This window comes from Granulicella aggregans (assembly GCF_014203275.1).
GTDB lineage: Bacteria > Acidobacteriota > Terriglobia > Terriglobales > Acidobacteriaceae > Edaphobacter.
The window spans coordinates 1,229,934-1,245,635 of the sequence record NZ_JACHIP010000001.1 but is presented as its reverse complement, the minus strand read 5'-3'; the positions used below and the strand labels follow the sequence as shown (position 1 = coordinate 1,245,635).

Here is a 15,702-nt window from a genome sequence, read left to right as displayed (position 1 = left end):
GCAGCAGCCATGACGCAGCAGGTCATCCATCGCACCGGGTTCAAGTGGTCCGAGATCTTTATCTATGCCGCTATCGGCCTCGGTCCACTTGGTCTCGCAATCTCCTCCTCGGCGCAGGCGTTGCCGACTCGCTTCGTGATCGAAGCCTCGCAGGTAACTCGGGCGATGGGAGAAGCGTCGCTTCCCACGGACGGTGTCGAGGTCAAGCTGGCTGCGCCGTTTACATCCTCGGTGGCGAATGCAAAGGTCGAGGTCGAGTCGATATCGTCCATCGGCGCTCATGCGGTGCGTATGCGTCTCGCATGCAGTGATCGTGGCCAGTGCGTGCCTTTCTTTGCGGTCGCTACCTTCCCGGATGCGATCGATGCCACCAAGCTGCATGGAGTGAAGACGCCGCAACTAGCGGGACGACAGAATTCGGCGAGCCCGAACCAAGCTGATGTGAAGGTGAAGTCCACTCCTGCTAGCGATACCGCGAGTGTGCGCGCTGGAGCGCCCGTGACGCTCGAACTCGATGAGGACAAGATTCATATCCGGCTCGAGGTGATCTGCCTACAGGGCGGTACCGCCGGCAACCGGGTACGCGTGTCTTCGCTCGACCATAAACAGATCTATACCGCTCAGGTTGTCACACCCACCCTCTTGAAAGGGGAGTTCCTCAAATGAGCCGCTTTTCTTCACTGATGAAAGGTCTCTGCGTTGTGCAGGCTGTTGGACTTGCAACGCTCTCCGCAAACGCCGGCATCAAGCCGGTCAAGAAGACTTCGCAGGAGTTACGCGCTGACTATCTTACCCATCTGAGCGAGCAGTACATGCCGCCGCCGAACCCGAAGACTGTCGGAAGCCTATGGTCTGCTGCGAACGCGCTTGGCGATCTCTCTTCGGACTATAGGGCGCGCAATGTGAACGACACGATCATCGTGCAGGTCTCGGTGCAGACGACTGCGGCGCAGAGCGGCGACGTAAACAGCTCTCGGGCGTTCAACGCGGCCTCCGGAATCACAGGGCTTGTCGGCGACATCGCCACCAAGGGATTGAATCCATTGTTCAATGCGAACTCCACGTCCACGCTGAAGGGTTCTGGTGCAACAGCCTCTAACACCACCTTCTCTACGAATCTGACGGGTCAAATCATCGCCGTGCTGGCGAACGGAAACATGGTGATCGAGGCTGAACGCAAGATCGCTATGAACAACCAGCACGAAGACCTGATTATCCGGGGCATCGTTCGACCTGGTGATATCAGCTCCGCGAATACCATCCCGTCGGCCGCTCTCGGCAACCTTGAGATCGAGATGAAGGGTAAAGGAATTATCTCCGACAGCGTGCGCCCGCCAAACATTCTTACCCGTACCGTCCTTTGGCTCTTCGGCTTCTGACTTTGTGGACTCACCCATTTCAACCTTGTTCTCGGGGCAACATTTGATGCGACGGCTTTTATCCTATTTCGTTTGTCTCTGCCTGCTGGCGCAGATGACTTCCTTACCAGCCATGGCGACGAGCATGGACCACAAGGTATTGCTGCGTGATATCGCCGATGTCGAAGGCGTGCGCGACAACCAGCTTGTGGGCTATGGCCTGGTTGTCGGGCTGCAAGGGACTGGCGACCGGCAGCAGACTTTCTTCACCGTGCAGACACTCGCGAATGCGATGAAGCGCATGGGCGTGCAGATCTCTCCGGCACAGGTGGTGGTCAAGAACGTTGCTGCGGTCTTCATCACGACGTCATTGCCCGCGTTCTCGCGGAACGGAATGAAGCTCGATATCACTGTCTCCTCTGCCGGAGACGCGAAGAGCCTCGAAGGCGGTGTCCTGCTGATGACGTCGTTGCGAGGTCCCGATGGGCAGGTCTATGCAGAGGCGCAGGGCCCCCTAACGCTTGGCGGCTACAGCGAGGGCATATCGGGCAATACAAAGTCGATCAATCATCCGACGACGGGCAGAATTCCCGGCGGGGCTATTGTGGAGCGCGAGGCGCAGGTGGACCTGAGCCAGTTCCATACCGTCTCCTTCGTTCTACGGAATCCCGACTTCACGGCGACCAAGGACATGGCCGACATCATCAATCACGAGTTTCACAATCCGGTTGCTACCCAACTGGATAACCGGACGGTCCAGATCGATGTGAAGGGAACCGGGACAACATCTGTTCCGTTGCTGATCGCCCAGGTGCAGTCGCTGGCGATCAACTTCCATGCGCCGGCCAAGGTGGTCATCAATGAGCGAACTGGAACCATCGTTATGGGTGGCAACGTGACGCTCTCGCCGGTCTCGGTGCTCCACGGCAGCCTGAGCATTCAAGTTGAGACGACCTACGCCGTATCGCAGCCCCTGCCGTTCAGCAATACGGGAACGACGACGCCCGTCGCGAATACGACCGTGGCGGTCAAGGACCTTCCGGCGCAATCGATTCGACTCGAAAATGGGGCGAATGTAGACGACCTGATTCGCGGGCTTCACGCCATCGGCGCTACCTCGCACGACATCGTGGCCATCCTGCAGGCGATCAAGTCATCGGGCGGTCTGCAGGCCGATCTGGAGGTGATCTAAATGTTTGACTCTTCGAGTTTGCTTATCTCTCAATCAGGCTTGCAGGACGCGCAGGCGGCCCGGCTGCTGAGCGGCGCAAAGACAGCATCCACTTCGACATCGGCCACAGCCACTTCTACCGGCGCTTCGGGGACAGAAGACGCGAAGATCGACAAGGCGGGCCATGACTTCGAGTCGATCCTGCTGGGGAGCTGGCTGAGCCAGGCTGAACAGAGCTTCGCGAAGGTTCCCGGCGGCGACGGCCAGGATGAGGACGACGACTCCGGCAAGGACCAGTTCCAGGGGATCGCCATGCAGGCGCTGGCGGGATCACTTACGGCATCGGGCGGAATCGGGATCGCCAAGATGATTACGTCGAATCTGCACAAAGCGGCTGACCACAAAGCAGAATCTGCCGCTGCAACTAAAGTTGAGGGTTCCGAAAGGGCGAAGATTTCGGCCGGCGGTGGAAAAGAGTGAAAAAAGCGGCCTTCTGTTGAACAGCTTTCGGGGAACTGCCGATAGTGAAGTCGTTCAAAGGAGGTGTGTTGTATGGTCGTCGATCGTTTTGGCGTTGCAACAACCGATTTTACCAAGCCCGTCCAGGCAAAAACCCTGGCCACCAGCGCTTCTGCGAAGCCCGCAGCCAGCGTTCAACCTAAACAAACGGCGGTAGATACCACCAACTTCACCGCCGCAACCAACACCGTGCAGACCCTGAGCAAGACAGCTTTGCAGACCACGCCAACGCGGCAGGCAAAGGTTGAAGCGCTCCGGCAGGCAGTCAATTCAGCCCAGTACCAGCTGGATAGTGTGAAGATCTCTGAGTCGATCGCGAACTCCGACGTTTAGAGGCCTCGAAAAGAGTCCCGATAACCAGGCATCGCGAAGAGCTCAGCTAACCGGCAGATCAGAGAATTTATGCAGAGGGAAGCGATGCATCTTTGGAAGCAACAGTTATCGCCGGACGAAGGCAAAGAATACCTCGCAAACCTGCAGTGTCTTGCGGGGGAGCTCGAGACGGCGATGAACTGCATCGCGCGCCAAGAGCTTTCCCCGTTGCAAGAGAGCATTAAGGTGCAGCAGGCAGCCTGCTCGCGCCTCGCTCACATTCAGCGCGGAAGAAGTGCGAAGCTTTCCGCCGACCGGGCCCTCAGCGCGAACTGTGAAGAGTCTGATCTTTCTTTCCAGATCGAAGAGGCCATCGCGTCGGTCCTTGTGCTCAACAAGAGATATGCCGCATTGCTACGCCACTCCGGCGAGACTCTGCGGCTATTCGCCGGCCTTTTCCGTAGCTACCAAGGTTCAACCCACTCGACCTCTGGCGTCCAGGCGAACCTTCAAACCTGGTCCTGCGAAGTCTGAGGAGATAACGATATGGCAACTCTAAGTTCCGCACTTTCGATCGCCACCCAGTCGCTTCAGGCCCAGGAGCTTGAGCTGCAGGTCGCGAACAATAACATCGCCAACGCCAGCACGACCGGCTATGCCCGCGAGACTGTAAGTCTCAGTGAGTCGACGACGTCGAAGGACGGCAAGCTCCAGGTGGGCAATGGCGTGAACGTGACCAGCGTCACCTCCGTGCGCAACGATCTGTTGACCCTGCGGATCCAGCAGCAAACGAGCCAGCAGTCGAGTTCCGACGCACAGGTGAACGCGCTGAACCAGATTCAGACGCTGTTTCCCAGCACCGGGACGAGCCTGGCCAGCAGCCTCTCGACATTCTTCAGCAATCTTTCGGCGCTTTCGACGAACCCCAGCAACTCTGCAGACCGCCAGACGGCGATCCAGGGCGCGCAGGCACTCGTCAGCCAGTTCAATTCCATCTCGGCCGGACTTTCGGGTCCTGCCAGCACTTTGAATACGACGGTTACGACCGATGTGTCGCAGATCAATCAGCTCGCATCGCAGGCGGCGCAGTTGAACCTGGAGCTGGAACAGCAGAACTCGCAGGGCCAGAATCTGGGACCGATCGGCGACCAGCTGAACCAGGTTGAACTGCAGCTCGCCCAGCTGACGAACATCTCGGTGACCCATTCCTCTCAGGGCGATACCATCACGACCGGTAGCGGAACGGCGCTGGTGCTGGGAAATCAGAGCTACGCCCTCTCGACCTCGACGGATTCGAATGGCAATCAGAAGATCCTCGATCAGAACGGGTCGGACATCACGACTCAGATCTCCGGTGGAGATCTTGGCGGAACGATCCAGGTCCGCGACACGCAGATTCCTTCACTGCTGACTTCTCTGGACACGCTTGCAAACCAGTTCGCGACCGCCTTCAACACGGCGCAGAGCAAGGGCTACGACGAGAATGGCAATGCCGGCACGGCGTTGTTCAGCGTATCGAGCACGGTGGCCGGATCGGCTGCTTCTCTTAAGCTGGCGACGACGGACCCCGCTGCCATCGCCGCAAGCTCCGACGGCTCCTCCGGCAGCAACGGCAATGTGGCGAACCTGACCGCGCTGCAGGATGCTCCGTTGTCCTCGGGCCTGAGCGCGACGGGGCAATCCGCGAACCTGGTCTACCTGATTGGCAGCTACACGGCCACCGCGAATTCGGAGTCGACCTCGATCTCGCAGAGCCTGACCGCGCTCAACAACCAGCAGGGATCGATCTCTGGTGTGTCAATCGATCAGGAGTCGGCAAACCTTATCCAGTATCAGCAGGCTTATGCGGCAGCGGCCAAGGTCGTCAGCACCATCCAGAGCTTGTTCGACACCACGATCAATATGATTCAGTGAGGCTTCAACTATGCGGTTCAATCCAAGCTTAAACGCAAGCGTCATCATCGACATCCAGAACAGCGAACAGGCCGTGCAGACAGCGTTCCAGCAGGTCTCTACGGGCCTGAAGGTCAACCAGCCGTCGGACGATCCGTCAGCTTCGTCGTCTTATATTCAGTTGCAGGCGCAGGCTGCCAACGTCGACCAGTATTCGTCCAACGCGTCGTCGGTGCTTTCGCAGGCGCAGACTGCGGACTCCGTGCTCACCTCCGTGGTGGGGCTGCTGAACCAGGCCATCACGCTTGGCACGGAAGGCGCGAACAGCACGACCTCGAATGCGGACCGGCAGTCGATCGCCACGAACATCCAAGGCATTCTGAGCAATGTCGTAGGCCTGGCCAATACGACATTCCAGGGCATATCTCTCTTTGGCGGCACGGTGAGCGGCAAGGCAGCCTTCACGGCCGATTCAACGTCGTCGACCGGGTACACCTATAACGGAAACACTGGCGTCAACAGTATCTCCGTGGGTAGCTCACTTTCGGTGCAGGCCAATATCCCGGGATCTACTCTGTTTACCAATTCGAGTGCGAATGTACTCGGTGCTCTCAGCAGCCTTGCTTCGGCGTTGCAGGCGGGCAACAGCAGCACCATCGCCATCGCCACTACGGACATCACCTCGGCGCTGCAGTATGTGACCGCGCAGCATGCCGTATATGGCAACACGATCAACCAGCTCACCTCGCAGGAGACTTACCTCTCGCAAGAGAAGGTGACGCTTAGCTCGCGCGAGAACTCGCTTGTCGGCATCGATGCGGCCACGGCCGCGGAGAATCTGACGCAGGCAGAGACGAGCAACTCGTCGGTCCTGGCGGCTGCTGCCAAAGTCATCCAGAACAGCCTGCTCAACTATCTGAAGTAAACGATTCTTTCCAACAGCTCGTAAGAACAACGGCGTCAATCGCAACCACGATTGACGCCGTTGCCGTTTTCGCGTGTGGGGTGCTGGATGGGCTCTCGATAAGTGGTGGTTGCGCGCTCTTGATCGAGGTGGTGCCTGGAGTGATTAGGAACCAGAGCATCTCGACGGATTACAAATCATCTGAAAGCCATCGTCCCCTGCATTCTGTACGTGCCGCCTCAGCTGATTCGCGGCACGAGCGGAATGGGGGGATTCTTCGCAGGGACCCAGAATGACGCCACAGAAATGTGGTGATGAGCCCTAGAGTTTATCGAGGCCGTGGGCTGCGTCGTCGCCATTGGAGACGAGATCTGTAGCTGAGCGATCCGGGAGGTGAACTGGTAGGAACTTACTCCAGGACTTCGACCGCATCCGAAGTGGGGGCGCCGATTTGAGAACGAGCTCAGGCTGAATAGAGTTGACTAAGGATCAGGCCGCTGCGCCGACCTAGTGAGGATAACGTCCTCCGAGTTATCCCGGATATCCGAGGCGGGCTAGTTGTCTGGTAAGTCAGCGAGCCAAACAAAAAAATGGCGACCTGAAATGTTCAGGTCGCCTCGGAGCCCTTAGTAGGGAAGTGATCGTCGATCTAGAAGGAGCACGAGAACGAGAGCCGAGCCTCTGCCGGTTCGGCGCGCTCTGTCGCCGCTTGATCCACCGTCGACGAAAGAGGGGCCGGGTTACGGCGTTCCATCGTCGAGCTGTCAAGCTGTTGCCACGCTTCGCGAACTTCTAGGACGATCTGAATCTGTTGATGAAGAATGGCGGAGGATAACTTGAATTGCGCGAGCAGCATCTGGCCGCGGATGTGGGCGTAAAAGCGTTTTACCTGATTGGCTGTTATGCCGCCCTTGTCCATATCGAGCATCGCTTCCAACTGTTGAAGAACCTTGAAGGCATGGACCAGCTGGTCGCACCGGCCCTGGATGTCGCCTTTGTCGATTGCTTCGGCAGCGCGCCGGATGTCTCCCATCAAAGTGTCGTGCAACGCGATCACAAGGCCTACTACGGAAGCCTGTTGCGTCGCGGCGCGACGATATTCAAGTGAAGCAGTGTTATTTGTCATGTCGATCTCGTCATCGCAAGTTTTAGGAGCTGGTGGAGTTCGGGTTGAGCAGCGCGTTGATCTGCTTGAGCTTCTGCGGCAGCTGCTGAATCGCGATGTCGGCGGCGTTGTATTGAGCCGTCAAAATGGTCTGCTGCGAGGCGAGGTAGACCTCAAGCGTACTGATCTGATCTGTGAGGTCCTTGTTCTCTGAGCTGATGCTCTGGAGATCTACCGTAAAAGCTCCCTGCGTGGGGTCGGTGTAGGTGTTGAGCGTAGAGGTAAGCGATGCAGCAAATCCGTTGACCGCAGTGCCCTGAAAGAAGGTCGTCAACGCGGAGTTGTTGGACTGGATAGCGGTGGTCAGCTTCGTAGTGTCTACGGTCAGGGTGCCGTCGGATTTTGTTGAAATTCCGAGTGAGTCCAACGAGAGAAAACTACCGCTGGTGGCGCTGTAGTTTGTAGAAGCGAGAAGCGCACTCTGGAGACTCTGCGCGGCACTGTCGGTCTGCAAGATACCGCCGGTCTGAGTGGACTTGTTGTAGGTGATCGTCGTATTGGTATCGGTGATCAGGTTGTTATATGCGGTGACGAAGGCGTTGACCGCAGAGGTGATCGCCGAGGTATCCGGGGCGAGGCCCAGCGCAATGGGGGTGGCCGGCGTCGTGAGGTCTGCGCTGGCGGGGGCAGCTCCGAGCAGATTCAACGTAACACCGTTGATCGCTCCGGTGACGGTGTTGCTCGAGCTAGTGAGGGGTACACCATCGACGGTCAGAGAGGCGTCGGTACCGGTGCCGGAGCGAGTGAATCCAATGCTTCCGCCGGTGGCAATCGAAAAATCGCCGGCGGCTCCCGAAACCGTGGAGACGAGGGCAAGCCTGGCGCCGGAGCTGTCGGTGACGACGCTCGCAGTCACACCGAGGGCCTGGCCATTGATGGACGCAGCAAGCTGGTCGAGCGTATTGACGCTACCGCTGCCGGTTGGAATGGATGTCGTGGTCGAACCGACGGTGATGCTGAAACTGCCAGTCGGCAACTGGGTAGAGCTGGTGCCTTCCTTGGCAGAGTACCAGGAACCTGTAGAGGCGAGGTTGCTGATAGTCACGACGTGGTTGCCGGTCGTGGTGCCGTCTGTCGCGGTCGCGGTGAGGAGGCTGGTATTGGAGCTGGTCGCGGTGACCGTGCTGAGAGCGCCGGTCGTGCTTTGGAGTGCGCTAAGAGCGTCGCTCAAAGCAGAGGCATCGCTGTTGAGCGCGTTGATGGCCGAGGTCTGGCTTGCCAGGGCGGTCTGCTGTGCTTGCCATCCGCGTTCCGGAGCGCGATCGGCATAGAGGATGCTGGCGACCGCAGAAGTTACGTCGATCCCAGTAGAACCGCCGAGAGCGGAAAGGACCGATGTGAGTGTAGAGGATGTTGTGCTCATGCGATGCAGACTCCTTGGGTAATCCAGCGAGGTCAAACAATGATGGCTGCGGTCGCTGCCAGAAGCTCAGCGACCGCATCCACTTCGTTTTACTGGAGAAGCTTGAGGACGGTCTGCGCCTGCTGGTTAGCCTGCTGCAGTGCCGAGATACCGGTCTGCTGAAGGATGCTGTACTTGGTGTCGGCTGCAACCACGCTGCTGATGTCGGCAGAGGTGATCGAGCTGGAAGCGGTGGTCAGGTTCTGCGACTCGTTGGTGTCAACGGTCGAAGCGGCCTGGAGCTGCTCAACGGTGGCGCCGAGCGTGCCACGCTGTGCCGAGACGGTGGAGATCGCTGCGGTGAGAGCGGTCAGAGCAGACTGCGCTCCGCTGGCCGAGGTGAGGGTGGAGGAACTGAGGCCGAGCGAGGTGGTCGTCAGAGCGGCAACAGCTGCACCGATGGTGACCGTACCGCCCGAGGTTCCGTCGCTGGTGAAGGCCGAAACGGTCGAGCCGAAGACAGCCGTGCCGTTGAAGTTGGTGGAGGTGCCGATGTTGCCGATCTGCGTGAGCAGAGCCTGGAACTCGGTGTTGATGGCGGTCGACTGTGAGGTGCTGAGACCGGTGCTGGAAGCTTCGGTGGCGAGCGTGACAGAGCGGTTGAGGAGAGCGGTGACCTGCGCCAGGGCGCCGTCAGCGGTCTGCAAGGAACCAACTGCGTTGGTTGCGTTGAGCGAGGACTGGTTGAGGGCAGCGACGTTCGCGTTCAGACCGTCGGAGATGGCGAGACCGGCGGCATCGTCGGAACCGGAGTTGATGCGTGATCCCGAGGAAAGCTGCTGGAGGCTCTTGGCCGCAGCTGCCGAGGTGACAGCGAGTTGGTTTTCAGCCTGAAGCGCGGAGATGTTGTTCAAGATGCTGAGTGACATTGTGTTGCTCCTTTGTGGTTAGCGGTGTAGTAGTTCTGCTTCTGAATTGTTGCGCCTCTTGAGCTTTGCTCTTTCAGGCTGCCCATCTCGGTGCAGGACTTCTATCGACCGCCCCGTCAAAGCCGTTCAGGGGTGATCGCAAGAATTCTTTACCGGGGCCTAAGTGAGCGTCGCTGAGATAGAGATGAAAGGGTGTAGAGCAAATTTCTCTCATAAACCTCTCATCTTTGCCCGATATTCCAAGAGCGATAAAACATTGGGTGACCTGCACTGTGCATAGCATTTAGCCTGCCGTTTGTTCATAGCTCCATCTACATCTTTGGCACGATACGTGCACCTATCTATTTCTGATAGATAGATAACTATGAACAAGCGCCGCGTTGATAAGAGCACTCTGCTTGGCACATTTCTTGCAGTCGCAGGAATTGTTGGCGGTCTTGTTCTTGATGGAGGAAGCGTTCGGCAGATCCTTCAGCCCTCTGCGGCACTCATTGTTCTAGCGGGCACGCTCGGCGTCGTTCTCATTCAGTTCCCGATGAAGACAGTAATGGATACGATTAAAGTTCTGCCCACTATCTTCTATGAGCGTTCGTCTAAGGCGACCGATACGTTGGAAGAGATGGTCTCCTACTGCACCCAGGCTCGCAGGCATGGGATTCTGCGGCTGGACTCGCAGTTGGCGGATATCGAAGATAAGTTCCTGCGGAAGGCTCTCACCTTTGCAGTCGATGGTGCCCATCCCCAGACGATGCGAGAGAATATGGAGCTTGAACTCGACCTGCTGGACGAGCGCGAACTTGGCGCGGTGAAGTTGCTTGAGGCCTCAGGCGGGTTTGCGCCAACGCTTGGCATCATGGGTGCCGTGCTAGGGCTCATTCAAGTGATGCAGCGCATGGACAATGTCACGGAGATTGGTAGAGGCATCGCAATAGCTTTCGTCTCCACGCTGTATGGACTTGGTCTTGCCAACATTCTGCTCCTACCTTTGGCGGGCAAACTCCGGATTCGCATTCGCGAGCGGCAGATTGCACGCGAGATGGTCCTTGAAGCAGTGCTTGCAATTATGGATGGCATGGGCCCGCGCGCCTTACGAGAGCGCCTAGAATGCTATCTCGCTGAAGAGGCGGTCAAGGTAGAAGTGATCTCCAGGCCGGAGCTGGCCGCGTAATGAGGCGTGCTGCTGGATTGAGACGATCTTCGAAGCGTGAAGAAGAAGCGGCCCCGTCGCATGATCGCTGGCTGCTCTCCTATGCAGACTTTGTCACGCTGCTGCTTGCCGTCTTCATTGTGTTGTTCGCGTTCTCGCGTGGCCGCAGCAAGAGCGTTCAAACAGTGTCCGCCGGGATCCACGCCGGCTTTGAGAAGCTGAGCGCTCACGATGATCCCAAGCCCGATACCGGGCCGACGGATGCGGCCAACCCCCTTCCGCCGGCACCCGTGATGCCCGCCCCTTTGCCCGTCGACACGACGCAGTTGAAGACGCAGCTAGAGGGAGTGCTGGGCGATGCCATCGACAAGCACGAGATCGTGGTGCAGCAGACGACTGAAGGCCTGATCATTAGCCTGCGCGACTTCGGCTTCTTCAAGTCGGGTGATGCGACGCTGCTGCCGGGAGCGGCTGAGCAACTGCGCAAGACGGCCCATGTGTTGATGGACCACCATCTTGAGTTGCGCGTTGAAGGACACTCCGACAACCAGCCGATTCATACTCCGCTCTTCCAGTCCAACTGGCAGCTCTCTTCAGCGCGTGCAACGAGCGTACTTACATTGCTGGTGGATGATGCTGGATTCCCGCCGGATAAGATCTCTGTTGCCGGTTACGGGCCGTACCGCCCGGTTGCGGACAATGCAACTGCCGAAGGCCGCGGCCAGAACCGGAGAGTTGATCTGGTGATCGTCGAACCTAAGGTGAAGGTTGTCCCGCACCCATAGCGTCCGTCACTTGCCTCGACGTAGAAACGAGGGAGTGTCCAGATCGTCGACCTCTTCGGTATGGCTCTTTCGCTCTGAGAACCCAAACGATGGGACGGGAATCTGCGAGTTCCATCTACTCTCAAACAACTCTCCGTTTCGCTCTTCGGTGCCTTCGCGCTGCAGTCTCCGATTGGGATCCGGAAGCGACTTTGGCAGATCATCCTTCACGCCTGGATTGTCAGTTCCCGATGCCCCAACGGTGCCGTTGAACAACGCCATATCGGGTCGACGACCAAGCCCATCGCGAGAGTCCGTGCCCTTCTCAGCGAGTGCCCGTGCAGGTTCTGCCTCTATCGTAACGGGGCGAGAAAGACGAGCCTGACGTCGCTGTACAGGTTCAGTTTCGACCTCAGCTTCGTCGTAGCGGCGGCTCTCTTCTTGCATGTGAGTTTCGGGGTAGGGAGCCAGTTCATGGGTCTCCAGAGGCGCAACGAGTGCGGGGTTGCTTGACTCCGCCACCGCCGGATTCTTAGCCATATTTTCGACAAAGCGGCGTCGCGCCTCGAGGACCTGGGCAAATGCGTTGACTGGCTTGGGCTGGCTTTGTCCTGTGGCCGTTTCTGATTCGGTCTCTGGTTCCGCCTCTGGAAACGAGACGGCAGCATAGGCCGCCATGGCTGCCCGTCGCGTGGTTGACAGGTGCGCCGATGCGGAAACGTTGACCGGGGCGACGAGCGTGCGGTCTTCGGGAGGCGCAAGGGTATTCGCGGCTTTATGCGCGACGATGCGATGCTCCTCGACATCGGGATTGGGCGTCTCCTGATCTTCTACCTCGAAAGCGGGCTCGGCCAGGCGTGCAATCTCGCGGATCGCCTCTATCCAGTCCTCTTCTTCGTCCCGTAGCCGGGGATCCGGCTCCTCATTCGCCGCTAACGGTTCACTCGAATCAAAGCTGGCTGGCTCGAGATCTTCAACCTCAAGGGAATGATGTTGCGGCGGGTCTTCAACCAACACCTCTTCGCCGTCATAGACCTCTACTTCTGCTTCAATCGCTAGATGCTGGTCGGCGTGCTGCGCCGTCTCTTCGATTTGCTCCGAGACCGCTTCCGGCTGCTCGACTTCAAGAGCTTCCACTCCAGGCTCTTCAAAGGTGGCCTCGGAGGCTGTAATCTGCTCTTCTTCGAGGAGTTCAACGTCGACCCCTGCGGTCTCGATCTCTTCAGCTTGCGGCGCTTCAATATCGACTGCTTCAACATCGGTTGTCGCAATCTCGGCTGATGGCACATCGATCGCTTCATGCTGATACGGTAGAGGGCTTTCGGCTAGAGGAGTCTCGTCGATCTGCGGTTCAATGGATGGAATCTTGACCGCAGCTTCTGGCTCCGCAGGCTTGGGTGCAGCAGGTTCCGGCTCTAAAGACTCAGGTATAGCAGGTTCCAGCTCTAGAGGCCCAGGTGCAGCAGGCTCCAGTATTAAAAGTTCCGGTGCAGCGGGCTCTGGTTCTGCAGCTTCCGGCCCATCGGCGCGCAGCAATCTTGCGCGGCGCTCGGAGCGATCTCTTCCGTCGTTGCGGAAGCCGGTTGCGATGACGGTGGCCTTGACCTCATCTCCAAGACGCTCATCGAGGACCGCGCCGAAGATGATGGTTGCATCCTCATGAGCGACGCTTTGGATGACCCTGGACGCGGCGTTTACTTCGCTTAGGCGTAGCGTACTTGAGCCCGTAATGTTGATGAGGATTCCGCGCGCGCCATCGATCGCGCCTTCTTCAAGCAGCGGCGAGGCCATTGCGTCCATGACCGCATCTACCGCGCGGGTGGGGCCTGACCTCGACGCCGTTCCCATGACGGCGTAGCCCATGCCGGCCATGGTCGTCTTCACGTCCGCGAAGTCGCGGTTGATGACGCCTTCGGTGGTGATGATGTCGGTGATGCTCTGGACGGCCTGGCGAAGAAAGTCGTCGGCGATCTTAAACGACTCAAAGAAGGGCGCGTCTTTCGCGACGGAGAGGAGCTTTTCGTTGGGGATGACGATGAGGGTGTCGACGTAGCGGAGCAGGTGATCGATACCCCAATCCGCGATGGCCATTCGACGCTTGCCCTCGAAGTTGAAGGGGCGGGTGACGATGGCGACGGTCAAGGCTCCCATCTCGCTTGCGATGGCTGCGATTACAGGGGCCGCGCCCGTCCCTGTGCCTCCGCCGAGGCCCGCGGTGATGAAGACCATGTCTGCGCCTTCGAGGACTTCGGCGATCTCGTTGACGTCCTGGATCGCGGCGCGGCGGCCGACATTGGGGTCGGACCCGGCGCTCAGGCCATGGGTCAGAAGGGAACCGAGTTGTCCCCGGACTGGGGCTTTCGACACCTCGAGCGCCTGGACGTCGGTGTTGAGGGCGATGAACTCGACGCCTTCCAGGCCGAAGTCGATCATGCGATCGATGGCGTTGCTGCCGCCGCCGCCGACACCGACCACCTTGATGCGGGCACCGTGCGCTACGTCTTCGGGCTGACGGGCAGGAGCAACAGGGTGTTGTGGCGTTGGCATGAGGTGGAGTTCCTTCAGCGTCCATTCTGACACGCAATCCCCGCAGGGAAGGGTAACGTAGGAAGTTCACCTGTTCGCGAAGTCATGAAGACATGGCCGGTTAGAATGTAGCCATGAATCTTGACCTTGCAGAAGTGGCGCTTCCTATGAGGCTCCGGCTGGAACAGCCAATGACTGACGAGGAATTTCTTCGATTCTGTGCTGCCAATAATTTTCTTCGAGTCGAGCGGGAGGTGAATGGAGAGATTCTCGTGATGACACCTGCGAATAGCAGAACAAGCCGGATCAATATTCAAATTAGCCGTTTTCTTGCGGAGTGGGCAGAGGAGGACGGTCGAGGTGTTGCTTTCGATTCGAGTGGTGGCTTTACCCTGCCGGATGGCTCCATGCGCAGCCCGGATACTGCGTGGATACTGCGCTCTCGGTGGAACGCGCTATCCGACACTCAGCAGTCTAGCTTCGCGCCGATCTGCCCTGATTTCGTGATCGAACTCCGATCGCCGAGCGACAAGCTTCTTGCTGTCCGAGCGAAGATGGAGATGTGGATCGCGAACGGAGCTCAAGTCGCGTGGCTCATCGATCCAGAACGGACTGAAATATCTGTTTACAGGCCCGAAGAAGAATCCCCAGATTTCTTCTTCGATCCCAGTTCAATTCAGGGAACGGGAGTGATAGCAGGCTTTGAGTTGATCATGGCCCGGATTTGGAAGTAGGCGCAGCCGACTCAGCCAGGCTCAGATGGATCAACTCGACGAAACAACTGTTGACGGAAAACCGGATTCCCGGCATACTCGTAAGAGTGTCTCCGCTCCATGCGGAGGACAGTCATTCACCACGCCCGGTGGCAACAGGTCCGAGGGGTGGGAGACAAGGATAAAGATGCCACAGAAGATCTCCAAGAATTTGGCCAAGGCGCGCGCGCTTGTTGAGCCCCGCCCCTACACCCTGGCAGACGCAGTTCCCCTCCTTCAGAAGGCCAAGTACGCGAAGTTCGACGAGACCGTCGACATTACGCTGCGCCTCGGCGTAGATCCTCGCCACGCAGACCAGATGGTTCGTGGCACGGTCGTTCTGCCCCACGGACTGGGAAAGACCAAGATTGTTGCGGTAATCGCCTCGGGCGACAAGCTCAAGGACGCGGAAGCGGCTGGCGCTGACTTTGTCGGCGGCGAAGAGATGGTCGAGAAGATCCAGAAAGAGGGTTGGACCGCATTCGACGCCCTCATCGCGACTCCCGACATGATGCGTTCGGTTGGACGTCTCGGAAAAGTCCTCGGGCCCCGTGGCTTGATGCCGAACCCGAAGACCGGCACCGTGACCACCGATGTCGCAAGCGCGATCAAAGAGATCAAGGCTGGTAAGGTCGAGTTCCGCACGGACAAGACCGCTCTGGTTCACGTTCCGGTGGGTAAGCTCTCGTTCGACGCTCAGAAGCTGGTCGACAACGCGACCACGATTATCTCGAGCGTTTTGAAGGCGAAGCCTTCGGCGGCCAAGGGCAAGTACATCAAGGGCATTACGCTCAGCTCGACGATGGGCCCTGGGATTGCGCTCGACAGTGGCGTTGCCGACGCAGCCGCTCGCGCTTAACTCGCTCATTTTCAAAGATTTAAGCCGCGAGAGTGGCGCATAACTTCAGCCAGCAGGAACG

16 protein-coding genes are annotated in these 15,702 nt (G+C 58.5%); 12 read left to right on the top strand and 4 right to left on the bottom strand.

From position 1 onward, the window contains the following. Nucleotides 1-9 precede the first annotated feature (9 nt). From HDF16_RS05235 to HDF16_RS05200, 8 genes are all read left to right on the top strand, one after another. Complete coding sequence (locus HDF16_RS05235) at nt 10-666, top strand: hypothetical protein (protein WP_184214028.1); 657 nt, start codon at nt 10-12, stop codon at nt 664-666. Next, nucleotides 663-1,379: a flagellar basal body L-ring protein FlgH gene (locus HDF16_RS05230; RefSeq protein WP_246408664.1), complete on the top strand. Its 717-nt coding sequence runs from the start codon at nt 663-665 to the stop codon at nt 1,377-1,379. The genes HDF16_RS05235 and HDF16_RS05230 overlap by 4 nt, the downstream gene beginning before the upstream one ends. Nucleotides 1,380-1,503: 124 nt before the next feature. Next, nucleotides 1,504-2,550, top strand: coding sequence for a flagellar basal body P-ring protein FlgI (locus HDF16_RS05225; RefSeq protein ID WP_246408662.1), 1,047 nt, complete (start codon nt 1,504-1,506; stop codon nt 2,548-2,550). Continuing rightward, nucleotides 2,551-3,009 (top strand): hypothetical protein, encoded by a 459-nt coding sequence (locus HDF16_RS05220; protein WP_184214026.1) that lies wholly within the window; start codon nt 2,551-2,553, stop codon nt 3,007-3,009. A gap of 72 nt (nt 3,010-3,081) precedes the next feature. Next, nucleotides 3,082-3,381, top strand: coding sequence for a flagellar biosynthesis anti-sigma factor FlgM (locus HDF16_RS05215; protein ID WP_184214025.1), 300 nt, complete (start codon nt 3,082-3,084; stop codon nt 3,379-3,381). A gap of 84 nt (nt 3,382-3,465) precedes the next feature. Then, on the top strand, nt 3,466-3,894 hold the full coding sequence (locus tag HDF16_RS05210) for a hypothetical protein (RefSeq protein ID WP_184214024.1): 429 nt from the start codon (nt 3,466-3,468) through the stop codon (nt 3,892-3,894). Nucleotides 3,895-3,906: 12 nt separating this feature from the next. Next, on the top strand, nt 3,907-5,274 hold the full coding sequence (flgK, locus tag HDF16_RS05205) for a flagellar hook-associated protein FlgK (RefSeq protein WP_184214023.1): 1,368 nt from the start codon (nt 3,907-3,909) through the stop codon (nt 5,272-5,274). A 10-nt stretch (nt 5,275-5,284) separates the two neighbouring features. Further along, nucleotides 5,285-6,178, top strand: a complete 894-nt coding sequence (locus HDF16_RS05200) for a flagellin (RefSeq protein ID WP_184214022.1) — start codon at nt 5,285-5,287, stop codon at nt 6,176-6,178. A gap of 628 nt (nt 6,179-6,806) precedes the next feature. Here HDF16_RS05200 and fliS read toward each other — a convergent pair. From fliS to HDF16_RS05185, 3 genes are all read right to left on the bottom strand, one after another. Further along, a complete protein-coding gene (gene fliS / locus HDF16_RS05195) occupies nt 6,807-7,283 on the bottom strand; it encodes a flagellar export chaperone FliS (RefSeq protein WP_184214021.1) in 477 nt (158 codons plus the stop codon). Nucleotides 7,284-7,305: 22 nt separating this feature from the next. After that, nucleotides 7,306-8,685, bottom strand: coding sequence for a flagellar filament capping protein FliD (gene fliD, locus HDF16_RS05190; RefSeq protein WP_184214020.1), 1,380 nt, complete (start codon nt 8,683-8,685; stop codon nt 7,306-7,308). Between the two features lie 89 nt (nt 8,686-8,774). After that, a complete protein-coding gene (locus HDF16_RS05185; protein ID WP_184214019.1) occupies nt 8,775-9,593 on the bottom strand; it encodes a flagellin in 819 nt (272 codons plus the stop codon). Nucleotides 9,594-9,957: 364 nt separating this feature from the next. Between HDF16_RS05185 and HDF16_RS05180 the strand changes: the two genes are divergently transcribed. Both HDF16_RS05180 and HDF16_RS05175 read left to right on the top strand, forming a co-directional pair. Further along, nucleotides 9,958-10,761: a flagellar motor protein gene (locus HDF16_RS05180; RefSeq protein WP_184214018.1), complete on the top strand. Its 804-nt coding sequence runs from the start codon at nt 9,958-9,960 to the stop codon at nt 10,759-10,761. 17 nt (nt 10,762-10,778) lie between these two features. Next, nucleotides 10,779-11,525: an OmpA/MotB family protein gene (locus HDF16_RS05175; protein WP_246408660.1), complete on the top strand. Its 747-nt coding sequence runs from the start codon at nt 10,779-10,781 to the stop codon at nt 11,523-11,525. 6 nt (nt 11,526-11,531) lie between these two features. Here the strand turns inward: HDF16_RS05175 and ftsZ are convergent, their stop codons facing one another. Next, a complete protein-coding gene (gene ftsZ / locus HDF16_RS31535) occupies nt 11,532-14,051 on the bottom strand; it encodes a cell division protein FtsZ (RefSeq protein ID WP_184214016.1) in 2,520 nt (839 codons plus the stop codon). Nucleotides 14,052-14,221: 170 nt separating this feature from the next. Here ftsZ and HDF16_RS05165 point away from each other — a divergent pair, with 170 nt between their 5' ends. Both HDF16_RS05165 and rplA read left to right on the top strand, forming a co-directional pair. Beyond that, nucleotides 14,222-14,764, top strand: coding sequence for a Uma2 family endonuclease (locus HDF16_RS05165; RefSeq protein WP_184214328.1), 543 nt, complete (start codon nt 14,222-14,224; stop codon nt 14,762-14,764). A gap of 166 nt (nt 14,765-14,930) precedes the next feature. Continuing rightward, a complete protein-coding gene (rplA, locus tag HDF16_RS05160; RefSeq protein WP_184214015.1) occupies nt 14,931-15,641 on the top strand; it encodes a 50S ribosomal protein L1 in 711 nt (236 codons plus the stop codon). The last annotated feature ends 61 nt before the right edge of the window (nt 15,642-15,702 follow it).